Raw genomic sequence first — 21,293 nt, forward strand, 5'->3', positions numbered from 1 at the left:
GCGGGCCGGGAGGCGCCACGCGCCGGAGAGGGGCGGGCCGCACCGGCTACGCGCGGGCCCGGCAGCCGGCACACGCCTACGGGCGGGTGTACGTCCAGCCTACCGCCGAGGCCGCCGCGCACCATCGGCGCCAGGTCAGCACGGGGTGCGGGCCGAGCCCAGCAGGCGGGTCACCTCGTCGGTGCACATGGTCAGGGCCGCCCAGGGTGATCGCTCTCTCCGCCCGCAGGGCTCAGGCGGCGGCCGACGGGGCCAGCAGTTTGCCCATCGCGGCGAGCACCGACGGCTCGACCCGGTAGTAGACCCAGGTCCCGCGCCGCTCCGAGGTGAGCAGCCCGGCCTCCTTGAGCTTCTTCAGGTGGTGGGACACCGTGGGCTGGGAGACACCGACGTCGGAGATGTCACACACGCAGGCCTCGCCGCCCTCGTGCGAGGCCACCGCGGAGAACAGCCGGAGCCGGACCGGGTCACCCAGCGCCTTGAACATCCGCGCGGCCGTCTCGGCCTCCTCGGCGGTCATCGGGCGCTCGGTCAGCGGCGGGCAGCACGGCGCCGCACCCTGGCCATCAGCGGGCTCGAGCAGCGGTAGCACCTTCGCGTTCGACATGCGTCTATGTTGACACATGTCGAACCAGCATCACCGAGCCCTGCCTCATTTTGATGAATGTCTATGTTGACGCTCATCAATACAGGTGCCATGCTGGGCTGCGCAAGCCATCGACAGATGTCGAAGTACGCGAGGAGTCGCCGTGAACGCGCCCGTCAAGGCAGAGCTGCCCGTCGTGGTGATCGGGGCCGGACCCGTGGGTCTGGCCGCCGCCGCTCACCTGGTCGACCGGGGGATCGAGCCGCTGGTCCTGGAGGCCGGGGCCGCCGCCGGGGCCGCGGTGCGCGAGTGGTCGCATGTGCGCCTCTTCTCCCCCTGGGGCGAGGTGGTCGATCCCGCCGCGGAGAAGCTCCTGGCCCCCACGGGCTGGTCACGGCCCGACCCTGCCGCCTACCCCTCCGGCGGCGACTGGGCCAACCTCTACCTGCAGCCGCTCGCCGACGCCCTCGGGGAGCGAGTGCGCTACGGCGCCCGTGTCACCGGTGTCTCCCGGGCCGGCCGGGACCGGATCGTGGACGCGGACCGCGAGCGGCAGCCGTTCGTCGTGCAGGTCGCCCACGCCGGCGGACGTGAGGAACGCCTGCTCGCACGGGCCGTCGTCGACGCCTCCGGCACCTGGAGCACACCGTCCCCGGCCGGCGGCAGCGGACTGCCCGCGCTCGGCGAGAAGGCCTCGTCGGACCGGATCACCTACCGCGTCCCGGACGTGAAGGACCCCGCGGTGCGCGCCCGGTACGCGGGCAGGCGCATCGCCGTGATCGGTTCCGGAGCCTCCGCCTTCACCGCCCTCGTGTACCTGGCCGACCTGGCCAGGTCCGACGACGGCAGGGGGACGAAGGCGGTGTGGATCCTGCGCCGGGGCATCTCGGGCTCCACCTTCGGCGGCGGCGAGGCCGACCAGCTCCCCGCCCGCGGCGCCCTGGGTCTGGCGGCGAAGGCCGCCGTCGACGAGGGCCACGCGGACGCCGTCACCGGCTTCCGCACCGAGGCGATCGAACGCGATCCCGACGGCCGTCTGATCCTGGCCGGCGAGGACGGGCGCCGGCTGGACCCGGTCGACGAGGTGATCGTGCTGACGGGCTTCCGGCCCGACCTGTCCTTCCTGGACGAGCTGCGCCTGCGCCTCGACGAACGCCTCCAGGCCCCCGTCGCCCTGGCCCCGCTGATCGACCCCAACCAGCACTCCTGCGGCACCGTCTACCCCCACGGCCACCGCGAACTCACCCATCCCGAGCAGGGCGTGTACCTGGTCGGGATGAAGTCCTACGGCCGCGCCCCGACGTTCCTGGCGATGACCGGATACGAGCAGGTCCGCTCCGTCGCCGCGGCGATCGCCGGTGACCTGGAGTCCGCCGACCGCGTGGAACTGACACTCCCCGAGACGGGAGTCTGCGGCGGCGCGGGCCTGTTCGACGCCCCCGAGGCACAGGAGTCCGAAGGCGGCGGCTGCTGCGCACCCGCACCGCAGGTCGTCCGGCTCGACGCTCGGCCCGCACCGCAGGTCGTCCGGCTCGACGCTCGGCCCGCACCGCAGGTCGTCCGGCTCGACGCTCCGGGACGGGTCCCGGCGGTCACTGAACAGACCTCTGGGGGCGGTTGCTGCGGCTCGTGATCAAGCCGAGCGCGTCACGACGGCGTGCGGGCCGATTCCAGGAGGCGGGTGATGTCGTCGGTGCAGATGGTCAGGGCCGCGCCGACGGTGGCGAGGGTGTCGCGTTCGGCGGGGGTGTAGGGGCCGTCGGCGAGGGCGATGCGGGCGGCCTGCAGCAGGATCGATTCGCGGCCGGGGGCGGCGAGGTGCGGGGCGAGCGGGTCGAGGGCCTCGTGCAGCTCGATGGCGAGGCCGGCCGCGCAGGGCTCGCCGGTGATGCGGCCGGTATCGGCTGCCAACGCGTCGACCAGCGAGGCGAGTTGCTCCTCCGTGCAGTCCTCGAAGCCGGCCGCGCGGACGGTGGCCGTGGCGGTCTCCAGGGCGGCGCGGGACGCGGTGCCGCCGGCGGCGAGCACGGCGAGGGCGACGGTGTGCACGGCGTCGCGGAGCATCGCGGAGAAGCGGGTGGTGGTCGGGTGGTCGAGGACGTCGGTGCCGAAGTGGCGGCGGCAGGCGGCGCACTCGATGACCGGGCCGGTCTCGCCGCGCGGCAGCACCGGCACACCCAGCAGACAGAAGCGGCGATGCCCGGCGAGGCGCTGGTAGTTGCGGTCGCCGCCGCAGCCGGGGCAGAAGAACTCCCCGTCACCGACCGGCGTCCAGGCGATGCGGGTGCCGAGAAGGCGCGCAAGCGCGGCGGCACGGCCGTTCGGTCCCCGTCCTGGCAGCACGTCGCACCTCCATCAGCCACAGCATCGTCGCCGCGCTTGCGTGATGTTAGCCACATCCCCGGGCGGAGTCAGCACCCCGGACGAGACCTTTCCGTGACCTCTACAACGAGTTGGCCGGTATACGACGGGCTCCGCCCGCCCCGAAAGGCGGACGGAGCCCGCAGATCCCGCGAACCGGCTGCTCAGCGGGCCGCGCGGTTGACGGCCGAGACGACCGCCTTCAGCGAGGCGCGCGTAGTGTTCGCGTCGATTCCGATGCCCCACAGGACCTTGTCGCCGATGGCGCACTCGATGTAGGAGGCGGCCTGCGCGGAGGCGCCCTCGCTCATCGTGTGCTCCTGGTAGTCCAGCAGGCGTACGTCGATGCCGATGGACTGCAGCGCGTCGAAGAAAGCCGAGATCGGACCGTTGCCGGTGCCGGTCAGCACGGTGTCCTGGCCGTCCACGGTGGCTTCGACGGTGAGCGTGTCCACACCGTCCCGGTCGGTGGTGGACTGCCCGTTCCTGACCTGGATGCGGCCCCAGGGGTTGTCCGGGTTGGGCAGGTACTCGTCCTGGAAGATCTCCCAGATGTCCTGCGGCGTGACCTCGCCGCCCTCGGCGTCCGTCTTCGCCTGGATGATCTTGGAGAACTCGATCTGCATCCGGCGCGGCAGGTCCAGGTTGTGGTCGTTCTTCAGGACGTAGGCGATACCGCCCTTGCCGGACTGCGAGTTGACCCGGATGACCGCCTCGTAGGAGCGGCCGACGTCCTTGGGGTCGATGGGCAGGTACGGCACGGCCCACTCCAGGTCGTCGACGGTGACGCCCTTGGCCTTGGCCTCGGCCTCCATGGCGTCGAAGCCCTTCTTGATGGCGTCCTGGTGGGAGCCGGAGAAGGACGTGTAGACCAGGTCGCCCACGTACGGGTGGCGCGGGTGGACCTCCATCTGGTTGCAGTACTCCCACGTGCGACGGATCTCGTCGATGTCGGAGAAGTCGATCTGCGGGTCGACGCCCTGGGAGAACAGGTTCATGCCCAGGGTGACCAGGTCGACGTTGCCGGTGCGCTCGCCCTGCCCGAACAGGCAGCCCTCGACGCGGTCGGCGCCGGCCATCACCGCCAGCTCGGCGGCGGCGACAGCGGTGCCGCGGTCGTTGTGCGGGTGGGCCGACAGGCAGATGTACTCGCGGCGGGAGAGGTTGCGGTGCATCCACTCGAAGCGGTCGGCGTGCGTGGAGGGCGTGGAGCGCTCGACGGTGGCCGGCAGGTTCAGGATGATCTCCCGGTCGGGGCCGGGCTGCCAGACGTCCATCACCGCCTCGCAGACCTCCAGCGCGAAGTCCAGCTCGGTGTCGGTGAAGATCTCCGGCGAGTACTGGTAGCCGAACTCGGTCTCGTCGCCCAGCAGCTTCTCGGCGTACTCCATCACCAGGCGGGTGCCGTCGACGGCGATCTGCTTGATGTCGTCCTTGGAGCCGCGGAAGACGACCCGGCGGAAGACCGGGGCGGTGGCGTTGTACAGGTGGACGGTGGCCCGCTTGGCGCCCTTCAGCGACTCGACGGTCCGCTCGATCAGGTCCTCGCGGGCCTGGGTCAGTACGGAGATGGTGACGTCGTCCGGGATGGCGCCGGGCTCCTCGATGATGGAGCGCACGAAGTCGTAGTCGGTCTGGCCGGAGGCGGGGAAGCCGACCTCGATCTCCTTGTAGCCCATCTTGACCAGCAGGTCGAACATCGCGCGCTTGCGGGCGGGCGACATGGGGTCGATCAGGGCCTGGTTGCCGTCGCGCAGGTCGGTGGACAGCCAGCGCGGGGCTTTGGTGATCCGCTTGTCCGGCCAGGTGCGGTCGGGGATGTCGACCTGCTCGTAGCGGCCGTACTTATGGATCGGCATGGGGCTGGGCTGCTGGCGGTTTGCCATTTCCTGGGGCTCCTCGATGGTCCGCGGGGGTCCGGATGGACGGCCGACGGCGCAGCGCCAAACTCCGCGGGGAGGGGGTCGGCCTCGACTACAGGCCCTCGCCGCGGCAGCTAAGGAGAAGCAGCCCGAAACGCATGGTGCTCCGCAGCTTAACCGAGCCGCGCTTGGTGCGAGGGCATGTATCAGTATGCGGGACGCGAGGGACGAACAGGACAAAACGTGCCTCATACCACTTCGCCCAGCGGCCCGGTGGCGGAATGCCCGCACAATTCACCAATCATGGTTGCAGGTCGTGACATCGGAGTCACACAGTGCCATCGTGCCGCCATGACCACGCCCGTCTTCTGCACCATCGTTCCGCCGCACGTCCTGGACCGGCTCGCCCAGGCCGACGACCCCGTTCTCGCCGGTCCCGCCCGCCGCACCCTCCAGCGCGACGCCTACGAGCGCACCCAGCGGCGCCTGACCACCGTGGTCGGCGCCCGGGCCGTCGCCCCGCTCGCCGCCGCCGAGCCCGGCAAGCCGCACCGCACGGTGTACGACGCCCGCAACGGCACCGACCTGCCCGGCCGCAAGGTCCGCGGCGAGGGCGACGAACCCGGCAAGGACGCCACCGTCAACCGCGCCTACGCGGGCCTGGGCGCCACCTTCGAGCTGTTCCTCAAGGCCTACGGGCGCGACTCGATCGACGGCAACGGACTGCAGCTGGACGCGACCGTGCACTACGACCGCGAGTACAACAACGCCTTCTGGAACGGCGAGCAGATGGTCTTCGGGGACGGCGACGGGGAGATCTTCCTGGACTTCACCATCCCCATCGACGTCATCGGCCACGAGCTCGCCCACGGCGTCACCCAGTACACGGCGAACCTGACCTACTTCGGCCAGCCCGGCGCGCTCAACGAGTCCGTCTCCGACGTCTTCGGCGCCCTGATCAAGCAGTACACGCTGGGCCAGACGGCCGACGAGGCCGACTGGCTGATCGGCGCCGGCCTGCTCGCCCCGCGCGTCACCGGCAAGGCGCTGCGCTCCATGAAGGCGCCGGGCACCGCGTACGACGACGACGTCCTCGGCAAGGACCCGCAGCCGGCGACCATGGACGACTATGTGAACACCGGCCGCGACAACGGCGGAGTGCACATCAACTCCGGCATCCCCAACCACGCCTTCTATCTCGCGGCCACCGAGCTCGGCGGGCCCGCCTGGGAGCGGGCCGGACAGGTCTGGTACGACGTGCTCACCGGCGGCGAGCTGCAGCAGAAGGCGTCGTTCAGCGACTTCGCCACGCTCACGGTGAAGGCGGCCCGCGCCCGCTACGGCGACGGCGAGGAGCTGGACGCGGTGAACAAGGCCTGGGAGGGGGTCGGGGTGCGGACCCTGTAGTTCCGTACTAGACACGGAGCCATGCGCATTCAGGTGAGACGCACCGGCGGGTTCGCGGGCATCGAGCGGGTGGCCGAGGTGGACACCTCGGGCCGGGCCGATGCCGACGAGTGGCATGCCCTGGCCGAGCAGGCGATGTCCGCCGGCCGGGGCACCCCGCCCATCGGCGTGCCCGACGGCTTCAGCTACCAGATCACGGTCGACGGCCGGACCGTCTACTGCTCCGACCCGCGGCTGACCGACGAGCAGCGCCGGCTGATCAGCCGGGTACTGAAGGAAGGGGCCTGAAGGAAGGGGCCTGAGAAGGGGTTTGAAGGAACGGGGCCGGGGCCCGTGCCGCAGCCCCAACGAAGCCCGCCCGCCGGGCCGTTGACTTCCGTTACCCGGCGTGCGGAAGATCCGTGCCATGGCGACCACGCATCCCTTCCCCCGCTTCCCCGACGGCTTCCTGTGGGGCGTGTCCACCTCCGCCCACCAGATCGAGGGCGCGGCCGGGCTGCGCGAGCGGTCGGTGTGGGACGCCTTCAGCGAGCAGCCGGGGCGGGTGAAGGACGGCTCGACCGCCGCGGTGGCCTGCGATCACTACCACCGTTACCGCGAGGACGTGGCGCTGCTGGCGGGGCTGGGCGTGAACGCCTACCGCTTCTCGGTGTCCTGGCCGAGGGTGCTGCGCGAGGGCGGCCTGGACTTCTACGACCGGCTGGTGGACGAGCTGTGCGCGGCCGGCATCCGCCCGGTGCCGACGCTGTTCCACTGGGATCTGCCGCTGACCCTGCACGAGGCGGGCGGCTGGCGGGAGCGGGACACGGCCGAGCGCTTCGCCGAGTACGTGGCGAAGGTCGCGGGCCGGCTGGGCGACCGGGTGCGGCAGTGGATCACCCTCAACGAGCCCGCCGAGCACACCCTGCTGGGGCATGCGCTGGGCACCCACGCACCGGGTGAGCGGCTGATGTTCGACGCGCTGCCGGTGGCCCACCACCAGCTGCTCGCCCACGGCCTGGCGGTACGGGCGCTGCGCGCGGCCGGTGCGGCCGGGGTCGGCCTGACCAACTCGCACGGCCCGACCTGGCCGGCCTCGCCCGAGGCGGCCGACACCGAGGCGGCGGACTTCTACGACGTGCTGCTGAACCGCATGTTCGCCGAGCCGGTCCTGCTGGGCGCCTACCCGGAGGGCATCGGCGAGCTGATGCCGGACGGCGCCGCGGACGACCTGAAGATCATCGCCGAGCCGCTCGACTTCTACGGCGTCAACTACTACGCCCCGACGAAGGTGGGCGCACCGCAGGGCGCCGAGATCGACTTCGGCGGGGTGCGCATGCCGGCGGAACTGCCCTTCTCGGTGCGCGAGATCGAGGGCCGCCCGCGCACCGACTTCGGCTGGCCGGTGGTCCCGGAGGGCCTGACCGAGCTGCTCACGGGCTTCCGCGACCGCTACGGCGACCGCCTCCCGCCCGTGGTCGTCACCGAGAACGGCTGCTCCTACGAGGGCCTCGACGACCAGGACCGCATCAGCTACCTCGACGGCCATCTGCGCGCCCTGCACGAGGCGATCCGGGCCGGAGTGGACGTGCGCGGCTACTTCGTCTGGTCGCTGATGGACAACTTCGAGTGGGCGGAGGGGTACGCTCGCCGCTTCGGCCTGGTCCACGTCGACTACGCGACGCTGGAGCGCACCCCGAAGGCGTCCTACGCCTGGTACCGGGACTTCCTGAGCGCCCAGCGCCGGCCCGCGTGACCAGTCCGGCGCCGGCCGGGGTCAGAAGCCGAGGCGCCTGAGCTGCTTGGGGTCGCGCTGCCAGTCCTTGGCGACCTTGACGTGCAGATCGAGGAAGACCGGGGTGCCAAGGAGCGCCTCGATCTGCTTGCGGGACTTGATGCCGACCTCCTTCAGGCGCTTGCCCTTGGGGCCGATGATGATGCCCTTCTGGCTGGGGCGCTCGATGAAGAGGTTGGCGTGGATGTCGAGCAGCGGCTTGTCGGCGGGCCGGTCCTCGCGCGGCAGCATCTCCTCCACGACGACCGCGATGGAGTGCGGCAGCTCGTCGCGGACGCCCTCCAGGGCGGCCTCGCGGATCAGCTCGGCGACCATGACCTGCTCGGGCTCGTCGGTCAGATCGCCCTCGGGGTAGAGGGCGGGCCCCTCCGGCAGCAGCGGGATGAGCAGGTCGCCGAGGAGATCGACCTGCTTGTTCGCGGTCGCCGAGACCGGGACGATCTCCGCCCACTCGATGCCCAGCTCCTTGCCGAGCTGGTCGACCGCGATCAGCTGCTCGGCCAGGGCCTTGGAGTCCACCAGGTCGGTCTTGGTGACCACCGCGACCTTCGGGGTCTTCTTGATCCCGGCGAGCTCCTTGGCGATGAAGCGGTCACCGGGGCCGATCTTCTCGTTGGCCGGCAGGCAGAAGCCGATGACGTCGACCTCGGCCCAGGTGGTGCGCACCACGTCGTTCAGGCGCTCGCCGAGCAGGGTGCGCGGCTTGTGCAGGCCGGGGGTGTCCACCAGGATCAGCTGCGCGTCCGGGCGGTGCACGATCCCGCGCACGGTGTGCCGGGTGGTCTGCGGCCGGTTGGAGGTGATGGCCACCTTCTGCCCGACCAGAGCGTTCGTGAGGGTGGACTTGCCCGCGTTGGGACGGCCCACGAAGCAGGCGAAACCGGCCCGGTGCGCGGCGTCGGCCGGCTGCTCGGATGACTGGGTACGAACGCTCATGGCGACCATTGTCCCTGATCGCCGGAGCCCCTCGGCACCACGGCCGGTGCGGGCCGGACACCACGGGGCGTCCGGCACGCCGGGTCACTGCCGTCACCCTGCCGTCGGGGGGCGGCTTCGGGGATCAGTCGAAGACGAACGGTCCCGGCGACTGGGGGCCGGTCGCGGTGCAGGTGATGGTGATGAAGCCGAACACGGTCATCTTCAGCGAGCCGCCGTAGGCCTCCAGGCTGTCGCCCGAGGCCACGGTGCCGGAGAGCGGGCCGACGGTGATGGGGTCGCCGGTCGCCATGGCCGGGTTCTTGGTGCCCTTGAAGACGACGCTGCCGCCGCCGGTCCTGGTCATGGTGAGGGTGGAGACGATCGAGTCCTGCCCCAGCGCGACGGGCGCGGTCATCGCGGTGGTGCGCAGGGTGAGGGTGGCGGCGGTGCCGTCCTGGGTGGCGGTGAGGGCGGCCTCGCCGCCGCCGTAGCTCCCGCAGTCGGCGGTGATCGTCGCGGTGCCGGGGCTGACGGCGGCGGCCGTGGGTGCGAAGGCGAGTCCGGTGACGGCGAGACCGGCCGTCAGCAGCGAGATGCCTGTTCCGATGCGCTTGCCTCTGGTGACTCTCATGGGGTTCCGGGTCCCTTCGGTGTGGGGGGAACTGCCGATGCCTGACAGACCGTCAGACAAACCGGTACCCATTGATGCGCGCGAGGCGAGGCGCGACAAGGTTGAAAACTGGCCTACTTACCGCTGGTAACGAGCCGTGTGCGGGCGGGTCCGGTCAGCCCGCGGTGAGCGTCTGCCGCACCGTGCCGTCCGGGCCGGCCACCAGCACCGGGGTCTGCGGCCCGCCCAGGTCCCGTACCGCCGCCCGGTCCTCGGGCGTCGCCGACTCGGCCTCGGTCACCACCGCCGCGGCCTCCAGCGAGGTCGCCCCCGACGCCACCGCCATGGCCACCGCCGTCTGCAGGGCGCTCAGCTTCAGCGAGTCCAGCGCCACGGTCCCCGCGACATAGGTGCGTCCCGTCTCGTCACGTACGGCCGCCCCCTCGGGCACCTGGTTGCGGGCCCGGGCGCTGCGGGCCAGGGTGACGATCTTGCGGTCTTCGGGGTCGAGCGCGCTGCTGTCGGTCATGATCCGAGCATAGGACGCGCCCGGAGCGGCGCTCGGATCAGCCCGCGCGGGAAGGTCGCTAGGGGCGGTCGAGGCGCAGGCGCTCGGCCCGGGGCAGGCCGGCGACGACGAGGTCGTAGGAGTCCTCCACCAGCTCCCGCACCAGGGTGTCGGGGAGGAAGCCGTCGGCGTTGTCCGCGCCACCGGCGACGACCGTGTTCCAGTGGCGCTTGTTCATGTGCCAGCCGGGCAGGATCAGCCCTGCGTACTCGGTGCGGAGCCGGAGAGCGTCCTCCGGGTCGCACTTGAGGTTGACCTTCAGGGGCCGGGCGTCCAGGTTCGTCAGGGCGAACATCTTCCCCCGCACCTTGAAGACCGACGTCTCCGGGTTGAACGGGAAGTCCTCCACCGCCCCGTTGAAGGACAGGCACAGGGCGCGCAGATCCCCCGGTGTCATGCCGGCCGTTCCTCCGCGACGCCGGACGGGTCCCCTACCGGCTCCACCAGCACCGTCACGATCTTGTTCCGGCGGCCGGCCGGGGCCTCAGCGGTCAGCCGCAGGGTGCGGGAGTCGGGCAGCTCCACCAGGACGGAGGCACCGGCGATCGGCACCCGGCCGAGCGCCTTGGCGAGCAGCCCGCCGACCGTCTCCACGTCCTCGTCGTCGAACGACTCCAGCCCGTACAGCTCGCCGAGGTCGCCGATGCCGAGGCGGGCGGTGACCCGGAAGCGGTTCTCGCCGAGGTCCTCGACGGGCGGCAGCTCACGGTCGTACTCGTCGGTGATCTCACCGACGATCTCCTCCAGGATGTCCTCGATGGTGACGATCCCGGCCGTGCCGCCGTACTCGTCGACGGCGACCGCGACGTGGTTGCGCTCCTTCTGCATCTCACGCAGCAGGTCGCCGGCGTTCTTGGTGTCGGGCACGAACATGGCCGGGCGCATCGCCGTGGACACCAGCTCGTTCTCCGCGTCCCGGTTGATGTGCGTCTTGCGGGCCAGGTCCTTGAGGTAGACGATCCCGACTATGTCGTCCTCGCTCTCCCCCGTCACCGGGATGCGGGAGAAGCCGGAACGCAGGGCGAGGGTCAGGGCCTGGCGGATGGTCTTGTAGCGCTCGATGACCACCAGGTCGGTGCGCGGGACCATCACCTCCCTCACCAGGGTGTCGCCCAGCTCGAAGACGGAGTGCACCATGCGGCGCTCCTCGGCCTCGATCAGCGACTCCTTCTCCGCGAGGTCGACCATGGCGCGCAGCTCCGCCTCCGAGGCGAAGGGGCCGCGCCGGAAGCCCTTGCCCGGGGTGAGGGCATTACCGATGAGGATCAGCAGCGACGGGATCGGCCCCATGACGCGGGCGAGCGGCAGCAGCACATAGGCCGCGGCGGTGGCCGTGTTCAGCGGGTGCTGGCGGCCGATGGTGCGCGGGGAGACGCCCACCGCGACATAGGAGACCAGCACCATGATCGCGATGGCGACCAGCAGCGCCTGGGTGGTGCTGTCGAACTCCTCCAGGCAGCCGTAGGTGATCAGCGCCGCGGCGGCCATCTCGCAGGCGACGCGGACCAGCAGCGCCACATTGAGATAGCGGGTCGGGTCCGAGGCGACCTGGGCGAGCTTGGCGCTGCCCCGGCGGCCGGAGCGCACCGCTTCCTCGGCCCGGAAGCTGGAGACCCGCGCGATGCCGGTCTCCGCGCAGGCGAACAGCCAGGCGACGACCACCAGCGCGATCGCGCCCAGGACGAGTGCGGGACTCATGACACGGTGGGGGCCGGGGACGGGCCGGTGAGGCCCCTCTCCGCGCGCCAGCCGTCCACGATGGCGGCCTGCAGGCCGAACATCTCGGCCTTCTCGTCCGGCTCCTCGTGGTCGTAGCCCAGTAGATGCAGCACACCGTGGACGGTGAGCAGCTGCAGCTCCTCGTCCATGGTGTGCTGCGTCGGCGCCTCGGCGCCCTGCTTGGCGGCGACCTCGGGGCACAGCACGATGTCGCCGAGCAGCCCCTGCGGGGGCTCCTCGTCGTCCTTGGACGGCGGCCGCAGCTCGTCCATCGGGAAGGACATCACATCGGTCGGACCGGGCAGGTCCATCCACTGGAGGTGCAGCTGCTCCATGGCTCCGGCGTCCACGATGATCACCGAGAGCTCGGAGAGCGGGTGGATCCGCATCCGTGCCAGGGCGTAACGGGCGATGTCGAGGATCGCCTGTTCGTCGACCTCGGTTCCGGACTCGTTGTTGACGTCGATCGACATCTGGTGCTCGGTCTACTTCCCCTTGTGCCCGGACTTGCCCCGGCCGCCCTTGTGGGTGCCGTTCTGGGTGCCGTGCTTGCTGTCGTACCTGTCGTACGCGTCGACGATACGGCCCACCAGCTTGTGCCGGACGACGTCGTGGGACGACAGCCGGGAGAAGTGGACGTCCTCCACTCCCTCCAGGATCTCCTGCACCTGCCGCAGACCGGACTTGGTGCCCTCGGGCAGGTCGACCTGTGTCACGTCACCGGTGATGACGATCTTGGAGTCGAACCCGAGCCGCGTCAGGAACATCTTCATCTGCTCGGGGCTGGTGTTCTGGGCCTCGTCGAGGATGATGAAGGCGTCGTTGAGCGTGCGTCCGCGCATGTACGCCAGCGGCGCGACCTCGATCGTCCCCGCCGCCATCAGGCGCGGAATGGAGTCCGGGTCGAGCATGTCGTGCAGCGCGTCGTACAGCGGGCGCAGATACGGGTCGATCTTCTCGTACAGCGTGCCGGGCAGGAAGCCGAGCCGCTCACCGGCCTCGACCGCGGGGCGGGTCAGGATGATGCGGTTGACCTGCTTGGACTGCAGCGCCTGGACCGCCTTGGCCATCGCCAGGTACGTCTTGCCCGTACCGGCCGGGCCGATGCCGAAGACGATGGTGTGCTGGTCGATCGCGTCGACGTAGCGCTTCTGGTTGAGCGTCTTGGGGCGGATCGTGCGACCGCGCGAGGAGAGGATGTTCTGGGTGAGCACCTGGGCCGGCGTCTCCTGGACCTCGCCCTCCCCGTTCTCGCTCGCCCTGAGCATCGCGATCGAGCGTTCCACTGCGTCCTCCGTCATCGGCTGCCCGGTGCGGAGCACCAGCATCATCTCGTCGAACACGCGTGAGATCAGGGCGACGTCGGCCGGATCCCCGACCGCGGTGATCTCATTGCCCCGGACGTGGATGTCGGCCCCCGGGAAGGCCTTCTCGATCACGCGCAGGAGGGAGTCGCCGGAACCCAGCACGGTCACCATGGGGTGCTGGGCGGGGACGGTGAGCTGCACTCTCGCCTGCCCCTGCGCGGGGGTGTGAGCTGTGGGTGTCTGTGTCATGGGCCGGCGCTTAAGGCCTGCGATTCCTCCTCGTCACGGCCGCATCGCTGAGGGCGGCCTCGCGTCTCCCAGGGTACGACGCGGGTGTGACAAGCCCGTAGAGCTTTTCCTCTCATCACCCTGCGCCCCTCGAGCCACTACGTGGCGCACCAGCCCGCCCGGCCTGCGGCCCTGCGTCCGACATCGGCGTTCCTGACCGACCACGGCGGGACGGCGGGGCCGGTACCGAGGACGCCGCCCAGGGGCCAGGCGGCCGACCGGTCGGGGTGCCGGCCTGTCGGGGTGCCGGCCTGTCGGGGTGCCGGCCGGGGCGGCGAGCGCGCGGCCGTCCCCGCACCGCTGGTGCGGCAGGCGCCGCCCGCCCGCCTTGCGGAGAGGCTCGTGCTCAGGCCGAGCGGCGGAAGCCGATGGTGGGGACTGCTCGGCGGCGGGGCCAGGGGCGTACCGACTCCTCGGGGACCAGGTCGGCCAGGAAGCCGTAGCGGCGCAGGGCGGCGGGCTCCTGGCCCTGGACGGAGTGGACCCTCCGCCACCAGGCGCCGATCTCCGCCCAGCCGGGGGCGGAGAGCGAGCCCCCGAACTCCTGTACCGACAGGGCCGCCGTCAGGCCGGCGAAGGCGAGCCGGTCGGCCAGCGGCCAGCCGGCGAGGGTGCCGGTGACGAAACCGGCGACGAAGACGTCCCCGGCGCCCGTCGGGTCGAGCGCCTCCACCTCGATCGCCGGTACCTCCGCGCACTCACCGGTCCGCCGGTCCACCGCGTAGGCGCCCTCCGCGCCGAGTGTCACCACGACCAGCGGGACGTGCTCGGTGAGCGCGTGGGCGGCCGCCCGCGGGCTGTCCGTGCGGGTGTAGCGCATCGCCTCCTCGGCGTTCGGCAGGAACGCCTCGCAGTGGCGCAGGTCCTCCAGCCCCGCCAGATCCCACGCCCCGGTGTCGTCCCAGCCCACGTCACCGAAGATCAGCGCCCCCTTGCGCGCCGCCTGCGCGATCCACGGGGAGCTGCGGCCCGGGGTGAGGGAGGCGACGGCGGCCCGCGCCCGGGGCGGGCAGTCGGGGGCGGGCTCCTCCGGCGGCGGCTCGTGGCCGTGGGAGACCATCGTCCGCTCCCCCTCGTAGGCCATGGAGACGGTCACGGGCGAGTGCCAGCCGGGCACCGTGCGCGACAGGGACAGGTCGATGCCCTCGCCCTGCTCCAGCGCGTCCCAGCAGTACTCGCCGTAGTGGTCGTCGCCGAACGCGGCCGCGAGCGAGGTGCGCAGGCCGAGCCGGGCGAGGGCGGTGGCCATGTTGGCGACCCCGCCGGGGCTCGACCCCATCCCGCGCGCCCAGGACTCGGTCCCGCGCACCGGGGCGGAGTCGAGCCCGGTGAAGATGATGTCGAGGAAGACGGTGCCGGTGAGATGGACGTCCCAGGGCGGGTCCTGAGGAGTGCGCAGCAGGGCGAGGGGGTCGACCTGGCCCTGGCGGGAGTGCGCTCCCTCTCCGGTCGACGCGGGGGACGCGGTGGACGCGTTCACGATGCGCTCCCTGACGTGGTGCCGATCTGGCCAGTCTGCACCACACCACCGACAGCGCTCACTTCGTCACTCCGCGCCCTCCGTGTCGTGCCACCGGTACGCCTCGACCTCGGCGAGATACCGGGCCCTCAGCTCCTCCTCGTCCTCCAGGAAGGAGGCCAGGAACGAGTTGCGGGCCAGCTCGCGCAGCCGCTCCTGGGACAGGCCCAGCACCCGCTGCACGGCGTCGAAGTTGTCGCCGGCGTAGCCGCCGAAGTAGGCCGGGTCGTCGGAGTTGACCGTGCACATCAGGCCGGCGTCCAGCATGGCGGGCAAGGGGTGGTCGGCGAGAGTGTCCACGGCGCGGAGGCGGACGTTGGACAGGGGGCAGAGGGTGAGCGGAACGCGTTCGCGCACCAGGCGCTCCACCAGCGCCGGGTCCTCCATGCACCGCAGCCCGTGGTCGATCCGCTCCACACCGAGCACATCCAGGGCCTCGGCGATGTACGCGGGCGGCCCCTCCTCACCGGCGTGCGCCACGCGCCGCAGTCCGAGCGCGGCGGCGGCCTCGTACACCGCGCGGAACTTCGCCGGCGGGTGCCCGACCTCGGCGGAGTCCAGGCCTACACCGGTGATCCGGTCCAGGTACGGCTTGGCCTCCTCCAGGGTGGCCATGGCCGACTCGGCGGACTCGTCGCGCAGGAAGCACATGATGAGCCGGGTGGACACCCCGTGGGTCTCCCGGCTGCGGCCCAGCGCCCGCCACAGCCCCTCGACCACGGTGCCCATGCCGACACCCCGCGCGATGTGCGCCTGCGGGTCGAAGAAGATCTCCGCGTGCCGCACGCCCTGCGCGGCGGCGCGGGCGAGGTAGGCGTCGGCGAGATCCTCGAAGTCCCGCTCGGTGCGCAGCACCGCCATCAGCTCGTAGTACAGGTTCAGGAAGGACTGCAGATCCTGGAACCGGTACGCCTCGCGCAGCGCTTCGGTACCGGCCCAGGGCAGCTCGACGCCGTTGCGTTCGGCCAGTTCGAAGGCCAGCTCCGGCTCCAGGGTGCCTTCGATGTGGAGGTGCAGTTCAGCTTTCGGGAGGACCATCAGCTCATCGTAAGGCGAGATCAGCGGCGTACGATCGCCACGGGTCAGCGGCGCTTCGGGAGCGGCACCCGCTGCAGATCGCGGGCCACGGTCAGCTCGCCCTCGTAGCCCGCCGCCCGCGCCTGCCGTTCGAACTCGGAGGGGTCGCCGTAGCGCTGGCTGAAGTGGGTCAGCACGAGATGCCGCACGCCCGCATCCCGGGCCACCCGCGCCGCCTGCCCCGCCGTCAGATGCCCGTGCTCGACGGCGAGTTCCCGGTCCTCGTCGAGGAAGGTCGACTCGATGACCAGCAGGTCGCAGTCCTCGGCCAGCTCGCGGGCGCCGTCGCAGAGCCGGGTGTCCATGACGAAGGCGAACTTCTGCCCGCGCCGCACCTCGCTCACCTCCTCCAGCGTCACCCCGTTCAGCGAGCCCTCGCGCTGGAGGCGGCCCACGTCGGGGCCCTTGATGCCGTGCGCGGCCAGCCGTTCGGGCAGCATGCGCCGCCCGTCGGGCTCGGTGATCCGGTAGCCGTACGACTCGACGGGATGGGAGAGCCGGCGCGCCTCGAGCGTGTAGCCGGGGGTCTCGGCGAGGACGCCGTCCGTGTGGACGGGGGCCTCGGTGAGGGGGACGGTCTCCCGGTAGGCGGTGGCGTACCGCAGCCGGTCGAAGAACCGCTGCCCGGACCGCGGATAGTGCGCGGTGACCTGGTGCGGCACCTTGTCCAGGTTGATGCGCTGGATCACCCCGGCGAGGCCGAGCGAGTGGTCACCGTGGAAGTGGGTGACGCAGATCCGGTTCAGGTCGTGCGCGGCGACCCCGGCGCGCAGCATCTGCCGCTGGGTGCCCTCGCCGGGGTCGAAGAGGAAGCCCTCCCCGTCCCAGCGCAGGAGGTAGCCGTTGTGGTTGCGGTGCCGGGTCGGGACCTGGCTCGCGGTGCCCAGCACCACCAGTTCGCGTACGGACAAGGCGGCTTATCCGGGGGGCCACTCGAGACCGCGCCCGCCGAGCACATGGGCGTGCGCGTGCCAGACGGTCTGCCCTGCGCCGCTGCCGGTGTTGAACACGACCCGGTAGCTCTCCAGCTTGTCCTCGTCGGCGACGGCCTGCGTCTCGCGCAGCACATCGGCGGCTAGCTGGGGAGCGGCGGCGGCCAGGGCGGCGGCGTCCCGGTGGTGCTCCTTCGGGATCACCAGCACATGGGTCGGTGCCTGGGGGTTGATGTCCCGGAACGCTACGGTCGTCTCGGTCTCCCGGACGATCGTCGCCGGGATGCTCCCCGCGACAATCTTGCAGAACAAGCAGTCGTCCTGCGGCTCCCCAGCCATACGCCCTCCTCGCCGAGCTGATCACCTACAGCGACATCGTATCCACGCCGGCGCAGCTGCGGGCGGTCCTGTCATCCCCTGCGTAGCTGCGGGCAGTCGTGCCGTCTGCGTAGCTGCGGGCGGTCGTGCCGCCCCAGAGGCACGACCGCCCGCAGCTAGGTCGGCATGGCAGCCCGCAGCTACGCAGCTAGGTCAGAGTGCCGGTGGCACCTTCGCAGGGGTCTGTTCCAGGGCCTCCAGGGCCAAGCGGATGGCCTCGTCCAGTTGGACATCGCGCCCCGCCGCATAGTCCTGCGGGCGCTGCACGACCTCCACGTCCGGATCCACCCCGTGGTTCTCCACGTCCCACCCGTAACCCTCGAGCCAGAACGCGTACTTCGGCTGGGTCACCGACGTCCCGTCCACCAGCCGGTACCGGCTGTCGATCCCGATGACGCCGCCCCACGTCCGCGTACCGACGACCGTCCCCAGCCCGAGCGCCTTGATCGCCGCGTTGACGATGTCCCCGTCCGACCCGGAGAACTCGTTCGCCACCGCGACCACCGGTCCCCGGGGCGCGTCCCGCGGATAGCTCTCCGCCCGCATGCCCCGCGGCAGATCCCATCCCACGATCCGCCGCGCCAGCTTCTCCACCACCAGCTGGGAGGTGTGCCCGCCCCGGTTCTCCCGGACGTCCACCACCAGCCCCTCCCGGGCGACCTCCACCCGCAGATCGCGGTGCAGCTGGGCCCACCCGGAGCCGATCATGTCCGGCACATGCAGATACCCGAGCCGTCCCCCGGACTTCTCGTGGACGTAGGCGCGCCGGTCGCTGACCCACGCGTGGTAGCGCAGCGGCTCCTCGTCGGCCACCGGCACGACGACCGCATGCCGCGGCTCCCCGCCGCCCGCGGGCAGCACGGTCAGCTCCACCGGCTTGCCCGCCGTCCCCACCAGCAGCGGCGCGGGTCCGGTCACCGGGTCCACCGGCTGCCCGGCCACGGCCACGATCGCGTCCCCGGGCCGGATCGCCACGCCCGGCGCCGCGAGCGGCGACCGCGCCTCGGGGTCGGACGTCTCCGAGGGCAGGATGCGGTCGACCCGCCAGCTGCCGTCCTCGTGCCGGGAGATGTCCGCCCCCAGCAGCCCCTGCCGGCCGCCGCGGTCGCCCCAGCCGCCGCGCGGGGTGACGTAGGCGTGCGAGGTGCCCAGCTCGCCCTGTACCTCCCACAGCAGGTCCACCAGGTCGTCGTGGGTGGCGAGCCGGTCGAGCACCGGGCGGTAGCGGTCCAGCACGCCGTCCCAGTCGACGCCGTTCATGTCCGCGCGCCAGAAGTTGTCCCGCATCAGGCGCCCGGCCTCGTCGAACATCTGCCGCCACTCCGCGGCCGGGTCGATCATCTGGCGGACCCGGCCGAGGTCGACGGTGATGTTGGAGTCGCTGTCGTCGTCGCCGGAGGCGCGCCGGTCGCTGGGCACCACCTTCAGCCGCCCGTCGGTCCACAGCAGCACCCGCTTGCCGTCGCCGCTGACCTCGAAGTGGTCGGCGTCGGCGGCGAGATGCTCGATGCGCTGCTGGGCGAGGTCGTAGCGCTCCAGCTCGGTCTTGGGGTCGGGGTCGTCCGGGGTGGCCCGCGAGGCGCCGAGGACGCCGGTGACCGGGTGCCGCAGCCAGAGCACGCCGTCCTTGGCGGCGCGCAGGTTGGAGTAGCGGGCGGCCTCCACCGGGAACGGCACGATCCGGTCGGCGAGCCCCTCCAGGTCGATGCGGGTGGTGGGGGTGCCCTCGCTGTCGGGGGTCTCCTCCCGGTCGGCCGCCTCGAAGGCGCGCCCGTGCCGCTGCGGGCCGAACGGCGACGGCGTGGTGGCCGCCAGTGTGATCAGGTACGGCCGGACGCTGTCGACGAAGGCGAGGTCGAAGACGTGCTCGTCGTAGACCGGGTCGAAGGAGCGGGTGGACAGGAACACCAGGTGCTTGCCGTCGAGGGTGAAGGCGGGCGCGTAGTCCTGGAAGCGCAGCGGGGTCGCCTCGGTGACCTGAAGGTCGGTGGTGCTGGCGAGGCGGATCTGGCTGAGCGGGCGCGGCCCGGGGTGGGACCAGGCGAGCCAGGCGGAGTCGGGCGAGAAGGTGAGCCCGGAGACGTCGCCGTCCTCGCTGCGGTCGACCTCGCGGACCTCCCCGGTCTCGCGCTCCACGAGCAGGACCCGCCCGTCGTGCGAGGCGACGGCGGCGCGGCTGCCGTCGGGCGCCATGGCGAGGTCGAGGACCCGGCCGAGCTGCCCGGCGGCGATCCGGCGCGGGGTGGCGCCGGGGGCGAGTCCGGTGGCCGGGGCGAACTCCAGGGCGTCGTCGCCCTCGGCGTCGGTCACCCACACCACCCATTCCTCGCCGTCGGCGCGGAAGGTGCGGGGCCGGCGCGCCCGGACGCCCGGGGTGGCGGCGAGCGCGCGGGCGGGGCCGGAGCGGTGGGTGACCCAGTGGACGGTGCCGCGGACGCAGACGGCGCTGCCGCGGGCGGTGTGGTCGGGGGAGGCGGAGCCGAACCAGCGGGCGGCGTTCAGCGGGAACGGCTGGAGGTCGACGCGCTGCCCGCCGAGCCGGATGTCGAGCCGGCGCGGCTCGGCGCCGTCCAGATCGTCCAGCACCCACAGCTCACCGGCGCTGGAGTAGACGACCCGGGTGCCGTCGGTGGCGGCGTGGCGGGCGTAGAAGCCTCCGAGCGGGGTGTGGCGGCGCAGGTCGGAGCCGTCGGGGAGGGAGGAGTAGAGCGCGCCGGTGCCCTCGTGGTCGGAGAGGAACGCGATCCGCTCGCCGACCCACATCGGGTACTCGATGTTGCCGTCGAGGCCGGCGTGCAGCCGGACGAACTCGCCGCCGTCCTCGCCCTCCTGGCCGCGGTCGATCCACAGCTTGCCGGCCGTGCCGCCCCGGTAGCGCTTCCAGGTGGCGGCCTCGCGGCCCATGGTGGCGGACAGCAGCACGGTGTGCGGGCCGTGGGCGACGTCGCCGACGGGCCCGTACGGCAGGGTGCCGGCGGGGCCGCCGTCGAGCGGGACCGCGCGGGCCCAGGTGCGGCGCAGGCTGGCCTGGCCGTGCGCGCTGATCGCGAGGACCTTGCCGTCCGGGGTCCAGCCGCGCACCTGCGTCCTGGGGCTGCCCCAGTAGGTGAGGCGGCGGGCGGGGCCGCCGTCGACGGGTGCGATGTGCACCTCGGGTGCGCCGTCGCGAGTGGAGGTCCAGGCGACGGTGGTGCCGTCGGGCGAGATGCGCGGGTGGTTGACGGGCACGTTGTCGGCGCTGACCCGCCAGGCCCGGCCGCCGCCGTCGAGTGGGGCGAGCCACACATCGTCCTCGGCGGTGAAGGCGACCAGGTCGCCGTGCGGGTGCGGGTACCGGAGATACGCGGCTGATGCGACGGATGCAGGCTGTGTCACCCGATCACCCTAAGCACGCGGACGGCGGCCCGGCCAGGACTTCGGATCACTTGCCCTCGACGGGGCGGCAGTCGGGATACCGGTCGCACCAGACGGTGGTGGTGACGGTCACGGTGACGGTGGGCCGGGGCCCGTCCGGGGTGGGGCCGCCGACCGGGGGCGGGCTGCTGGCGTTGCAGTCGCCGAGACCGTCGACGCGGAACCACTGCTTCCCGTCCACCTTGGCGGTGATGTCGCCGCGGACGCAGGCGCCGTCGAGGGCGTGGGTGACCTTGCCGGTGACGGTGATCTCCTTGCCGTCCTCCGTCTCGCCCTGGCAGTCGACGGAGGCGACGGTCCGCTCCCGGGCGGAGCGGGTGGCCGCGCCGTCGCCGTGGCCGTCGAAGGAGGCGGTGCAGCTGAGCCAGCGCACCCCGGCCTTCTGCCGGTTGAGCTCGTCGGTGACGGTCTGGTCGACCGTGTAGGCCACGGTCGCGGAGCTCACGGCACCCGGTTCGCACGCCACGGCGCCGCCCACGGCCAGCACGGCGAGACCGGCCGCCACAGCCGTACGCCGCAGCCGCGTCCCGCCCCACAGCTTCTGCCACACCCCCATGGACGGCAGCCTGCCAT

The 21,293-nt window shown here is 72.0% G+C and carries 20 protein-coding genes; 4 read left to right on the forward strand and 16 right to left on the reverse strand.

Annotation, left to right across the window (positions count from 1 at the left end; translation table 11 throughout):
• Window positions 1-232: 232 nt before the first annotated feature.
• Window positions 233-607, reverse strand: coding sequence for an ArsR/SmtB family transcription factor (locus ABD207_RS22485; protein ID WP_344014911.1), 375 nt, complete (start codon window positions 605-607; stop codon window positions 233-235).
• Window positions 608-749: 142 nt separating this feature from the next.
• On the opposite strand from ABD207_RS22485, the gene ABD207_RS22490 reads away from it, so the two are divergent.
• Window positions 750-2,219: an NAD(P)-binding domain-containing protein gene (locus ABD207_RS22490; RefSeq protein WP_344014912.1), complete on the forward strand. Its 1,470-nt coding sequence runs from the start codon at window positions 750-752 to the stop codon at window positions 2,217-2,219.
• A 14-nt stretch (window positions 2,220-2,233) separates the two neighbouring features.
• Here ABD207_RS22490 and ABD207_RS22495 read toward each other — a convergent pair whose 3' ends face one another.
• Both ABD207_RS22495 and leuA read right to left on the reverse strand, forming a co-directional pair.
• Window positions 2,234-2,929, reverse strand: coding sequence for a TerB family tellurite resistance protein (locus tag ABD207_RS22495; protein ID WP_344014913.1), 696 nt, complete (start codon window positions 2,927-2,929; stop codon window positions 2,234-2,236).
• A 182-nt stretch (window positions 2,930-3,111) separates the two neighbouring features.
• Window positions 3,112-4,833 carry a 2-isopropylmalate synthase gene (gene leuA / locus ABD207_RS22500; protein ID WP_344014914.1) on the reverse strand — a complete coding sequence of 574 codons (1,722 nt, stop codon included), beginning with the start codon at window positions 4,831-4,833 and terminating at the stop codon, window positions 3,112-3,114.
• 327 nt (window positions 4,834-5,160) lie between these two features.
• Between leuA and ABD207_RS22505 the strand changes: the two genes are divergently transcribed.
• The 3 genes from ABD207_RS22505 (at window position 5,161) to ABD207_RS22515 (ending at window position 7,951) form a co-directional block, all read left to right on the forward strand.
• Window positions 5,161-6,216: a M4 family metallopeptidase gene (locus tag ABD207_RS22505; protein ID WP_344014915.1), complete on the forward strand. Its 1,056-nt coding sequence runs from the start codon at window positions 5,161-5,163 to the stop codon at window positions 6,214-6,216.
• A gap of 21 nt (window positions 6,217-6,237) precedes the next feature.
• Complete coding sequence (locus ABD207_RS22510) at window positions 6,238-6,504, forward strand: protealysin inhibitor emfourin (protein ID WP_344006602.1); 267 nt, start codon at window positions 6,238-6,240, stop codon at window positions 6,502-6,504.
• A 118-nt stretch (window positions 6,505-6,622) separates the two neighbouring features.
• Window positions 6,623-7,951 (forward strand): GH1 family beta-glucosidase, encoded by a 1,329-nt coding sequence (locus ABD207_RS22515; protein WP_344014916.1) that lies wholly within the window; start codon window positions 6,623-6,625, stop codon window positions 7,949-7,951.
• Window positions 7,952-7,972: 21 nt separating this feature from the next.
• Here ABD207_RS22515 and era read toward each other — a convergent pair whose 3' ends face one another.
• The 13 genes from era to ABD207_RS22580 all read right to left on the reverse strand — a co-directional run bounded on the left by era (window position 7,973) and on the right by ABD207_RS22580 (window position 21,276).
• Window positions 7,973-8,926, reverse strand: coding sequence for a GTPase Era (gene era / locus ABD207_RS22520; RefSeq protein WP_167996462.1), 954 nt, complete (start codon window positions 8,924-8,926; stop codon window positions 7,973-7,975).
• Between the two features lie 124 nt (window positions 8,927-9,050).
• Window positions 9,051-9,539 carry a hypothetical protein gene (locus tag ABD207_RS22525; RefSeq protein WP_344014917.1) on the reverse strand — a complete coding sequence of 163 codons (489 nt, stop codon included), beginning with the start codon at window positions 9,537-9,539 and terminating at the stop codon, window positions 9,051-9,053.
• 154 nt (window positions 9,540-9,693) lie between these two features.
• A complete protein-coding gene (locus ABD207_RS22530) occupies window positions 9,694-10,047 on the reverse strand; it encodes a cytidine deaminase (protein WP_344014918.1) in 354 nt (117 codons plus the stop codon).
• A 58-nt stretch (window positions 10,048-10,105) separates the two neighbouring features.
• Window positions 10,106-10,483 carry an MmcQ/YjbR family DNA-binding protein gene (locus tag ABD207_RS22535; RefSeq protein WP_344014919.1) on the reverse strand — a complete coding sequence of 126 codons (378 nt, stop codon included), beginning with the start codon at window positions 10,481-10,483 and terminating at the stop codon, window positions 10,106-10,108.
• Window positions 10,480-11,784 carry a hemolysin family protein gene (locus tag ABD207_RS22540; RefSeq protein WP_344014920.1) on the reverse strand — a complete coding sequence of 435 codons (1,305 nt, stop codon included), beginning with the start codon at window positions 11,782-11,784 and terminating at the stop codon, window positions 10,480-10,482. Before ABD207_RS22540 ends, ABD207_RS22535 begins: the two co-directional genes overlap by 4 nt.
• Window positions 11,781-12,278 carry an rRNA maturation RNase YbeY gene (ybeY, locus tag ABD207_RS22545; RefSeq protein WP_344003540.1) on the reverse strand — a complete coding sequence of 166 codons (498 nt, stop codon included), beginning with the start codon at window positions 12,276-12,278 and terminating at the stop codon, window positions 11,781-11,783. Before ybeY ends, ABD207_RS22540 begins: the two co-directional genes overlap by 4 nt.
• Before the next feature lie 12 nt (window positions 12,279-12,290).
• Window positions 12,291-13,361: a PhoH family protein gene (locus ABD207_RS22550; protein ID WP_344014921.1), complete on the reverse strand. Its 1,071-nt coding sequence runs from the start codon at window positions 13,359-13,361 to the stop codon at window positions 12,291-12,293.
• A 385-nt stretch (window positions 13,362-13,746) separates the two neighbouring features.
• Window positions 13,747-14,880 carry a carbohydrate kinase family protein gene (locus ABD207_RS22555; RefSeq protein ID WP_344014922.1) on the reverse strand — a complete coding sequence of 378 codons (1,134 nt, stop codon included), beginning with the start codon at window positions 14,878-14,880 and terminating at the stop codon, window positions 13,747-13,749.
• Between the two features lie 66 nt (window positions 14,881-14,946).
• Window positions 14,947-15,957 carry an adenosine deaminase gene (locus ABD207_RS22560; RefSeq protein WP_344014923.1) on the reverse strand — a complete coding sequence of 337 codons (1,011 nt, stop codon included), beginning with the start codon at window positions 15,955-15,957 and terminating at the stop codon, window positions 14,947-14,949.
• Window positions 15,958-16,001: 44 nt separating this feature from the next.
• Window positions 16,002-16,907: a ribonuclease Z gene (locus ABD207_RS22565; RefSeq protein WP_344014924.1), complete on the reverse strand. Its 906-nt coding sequence runs from the start codon at window positions 16,905-16,907 to the stop codon at window positions 16,002-16,004.
• A gap of 6 nt (window positions 16,908-16,913) precedes the next feature.
• A complete protein-coding gene (locus ABD207_RS22570) occupies window positions 16,914-17,267 on the reverse strand; it encodes a histidine triad nucleotide-binding protein (protein ID WP_344003525.1) in 354 nt (117 codons plus the stop codon).
• 192 nt (window positions 17,268-17,459) lie between these two features.
• The gene (locus tag ABD207_RS22575) at window positions 17,460-20,681 is read right to left on the reverse strand and encodes a S41 family peptidase (RefSeq protein WP_344014925.1); all 3,222 of its coding nucleotides are present in this window, start codon (window positions 20,679-20,681) and stop codon (window positions 17,460-17,462) included.
• Between the two features lie 46 nt (window positions 20,682-20,727).
• Window positions 20,728-21,276 carry a hypothetical protein gene (locus ABD207_RS22580; RefSeq protein ID WP_344014926.1) on the reverse strand — a complete coding sequence of 183 codons (549 nt, stop codon included), beginning with the start codon at window positions 21,274-21,276 and terminating at the stop codon, window positions 20,728-20,730.
• Window positions 21,277-21,293: the final 17 nt, after the last annotated feature.

This window comes from Streptomyces thermospinosisporus (assembly GCF_039526425.1).
Classification (GTDB): Bacteria; Actinomycetota; Actinomycetes; order Streptomycetales; family Streptomycetaceae; genus Streptomyces; species Streptomyces thermocarboxydovorans.

Bases quoted from the DNA above. Each gene is read 5' to 3' on its own strand.
- ABD207_RS22485 (WP_344014911.1), bottom strand. From the start codon at position 607: ATGTCGAACGCGAAGGTGCTACCGCTGCTCGAGCCCGCTGATGGCCAG.
- leuA (WP_344014914.1), bottom strand. From the start codon at position 4,833: ATGGCAAACCGCCAGCAGCCCAGCCCCATGCCGATCCATAAGTACGGC.
- ABD207_RS22505 (WP_344014915.1), top strand. From the start codon at position 5,161: ATGACCACGCCCGTCTTCTGCACCATCGTTCCGCCGCACGTCCTGGAC.
- ABD207_RS22510 (WP_344006602.1), top strand. From the start codon at position 6,238: ATGCGCATTCAGGTGAGACGCACCGGCGGGTTCGCGGGCATCGAGCGG.
- ABD207_RS22515 (WP_344014916.1), top strand. From the start codon at position 6,623: ATGGCGACCACGCATCCCTTCCCCCGCTTCCCCGACGGCTTCCTGTGG.
- era (WP_167996462.1), bottom strand. From the start codon at position 8,926: ATGAGCGTTCGTACCCAGTCATCCGAGCAGCCGGCCGACGCCGCGCAC.
- ABD207_RS22525 (WP_344014917.1), bottom strand. From the start codon at position 9,539: ATGAGAGTCACCAGAGGCAAGCGCATCGGAACAGGCATCTCGCTGCTG.
- ABD207_RS22530 (WP_344014918.1), bottom strand. From the start codon at position 10,047: ATGACCGACAGCAGCGCGCTCGACCCCGAAGACCGCAAGATCGTCACC.
- ABD207_RS22535 (WP_344014919.1), bottom strand. From the start codon at position 10,483: ATGACACCGGGGGATCTGCGCGCCCTGTGCCTGTCCTTCAACGGGGCG.
- ABD207_RS22540 (WP_344014920.1), bottom strand. From the start codon at position 11,784: ATGAGTCCCGCACTCGTCCTGGGCGCGATCGCGCTGGTGGTCGTCGCC.
- ybeY (WP_344003540.1), bottom strand. From the start codon at position 12,278: ATGTCGATCGACGTCAACAACGAGTCCGGAACCGAGGTCGACGAACAG.
- ABD207_RS22550 (WP_344014921.1), bottom strand. From the start codon at position 13,361: ATGACACAGACACCCACAGCTCACACCCCCGCGCAGGGGCAGGCGAGA.
- ABD207_RS22560 (WP_344014923.1), bottom strand. From the start codon at position 15,957: ATGGTCCTCCCGAAAGCTGAACTGCACCTCCACATCGAAGGCACCCTG.
- ABD207_RS22570 (WP_344003525.1), bottom strand. From the start codon at position 17,267: ATGGCTGGGGAGCCGCAGGACGACTGCTTGTTCTGCAAGATTGTCGCG.
- ABD207_RS22580 (WP_344014926.1), bottom strand. From the start codon at position 21,276: ATGGGGGTGTGGCAGAAGCTGTGGGGCGGGACGCGGCTGCGGCGTACG.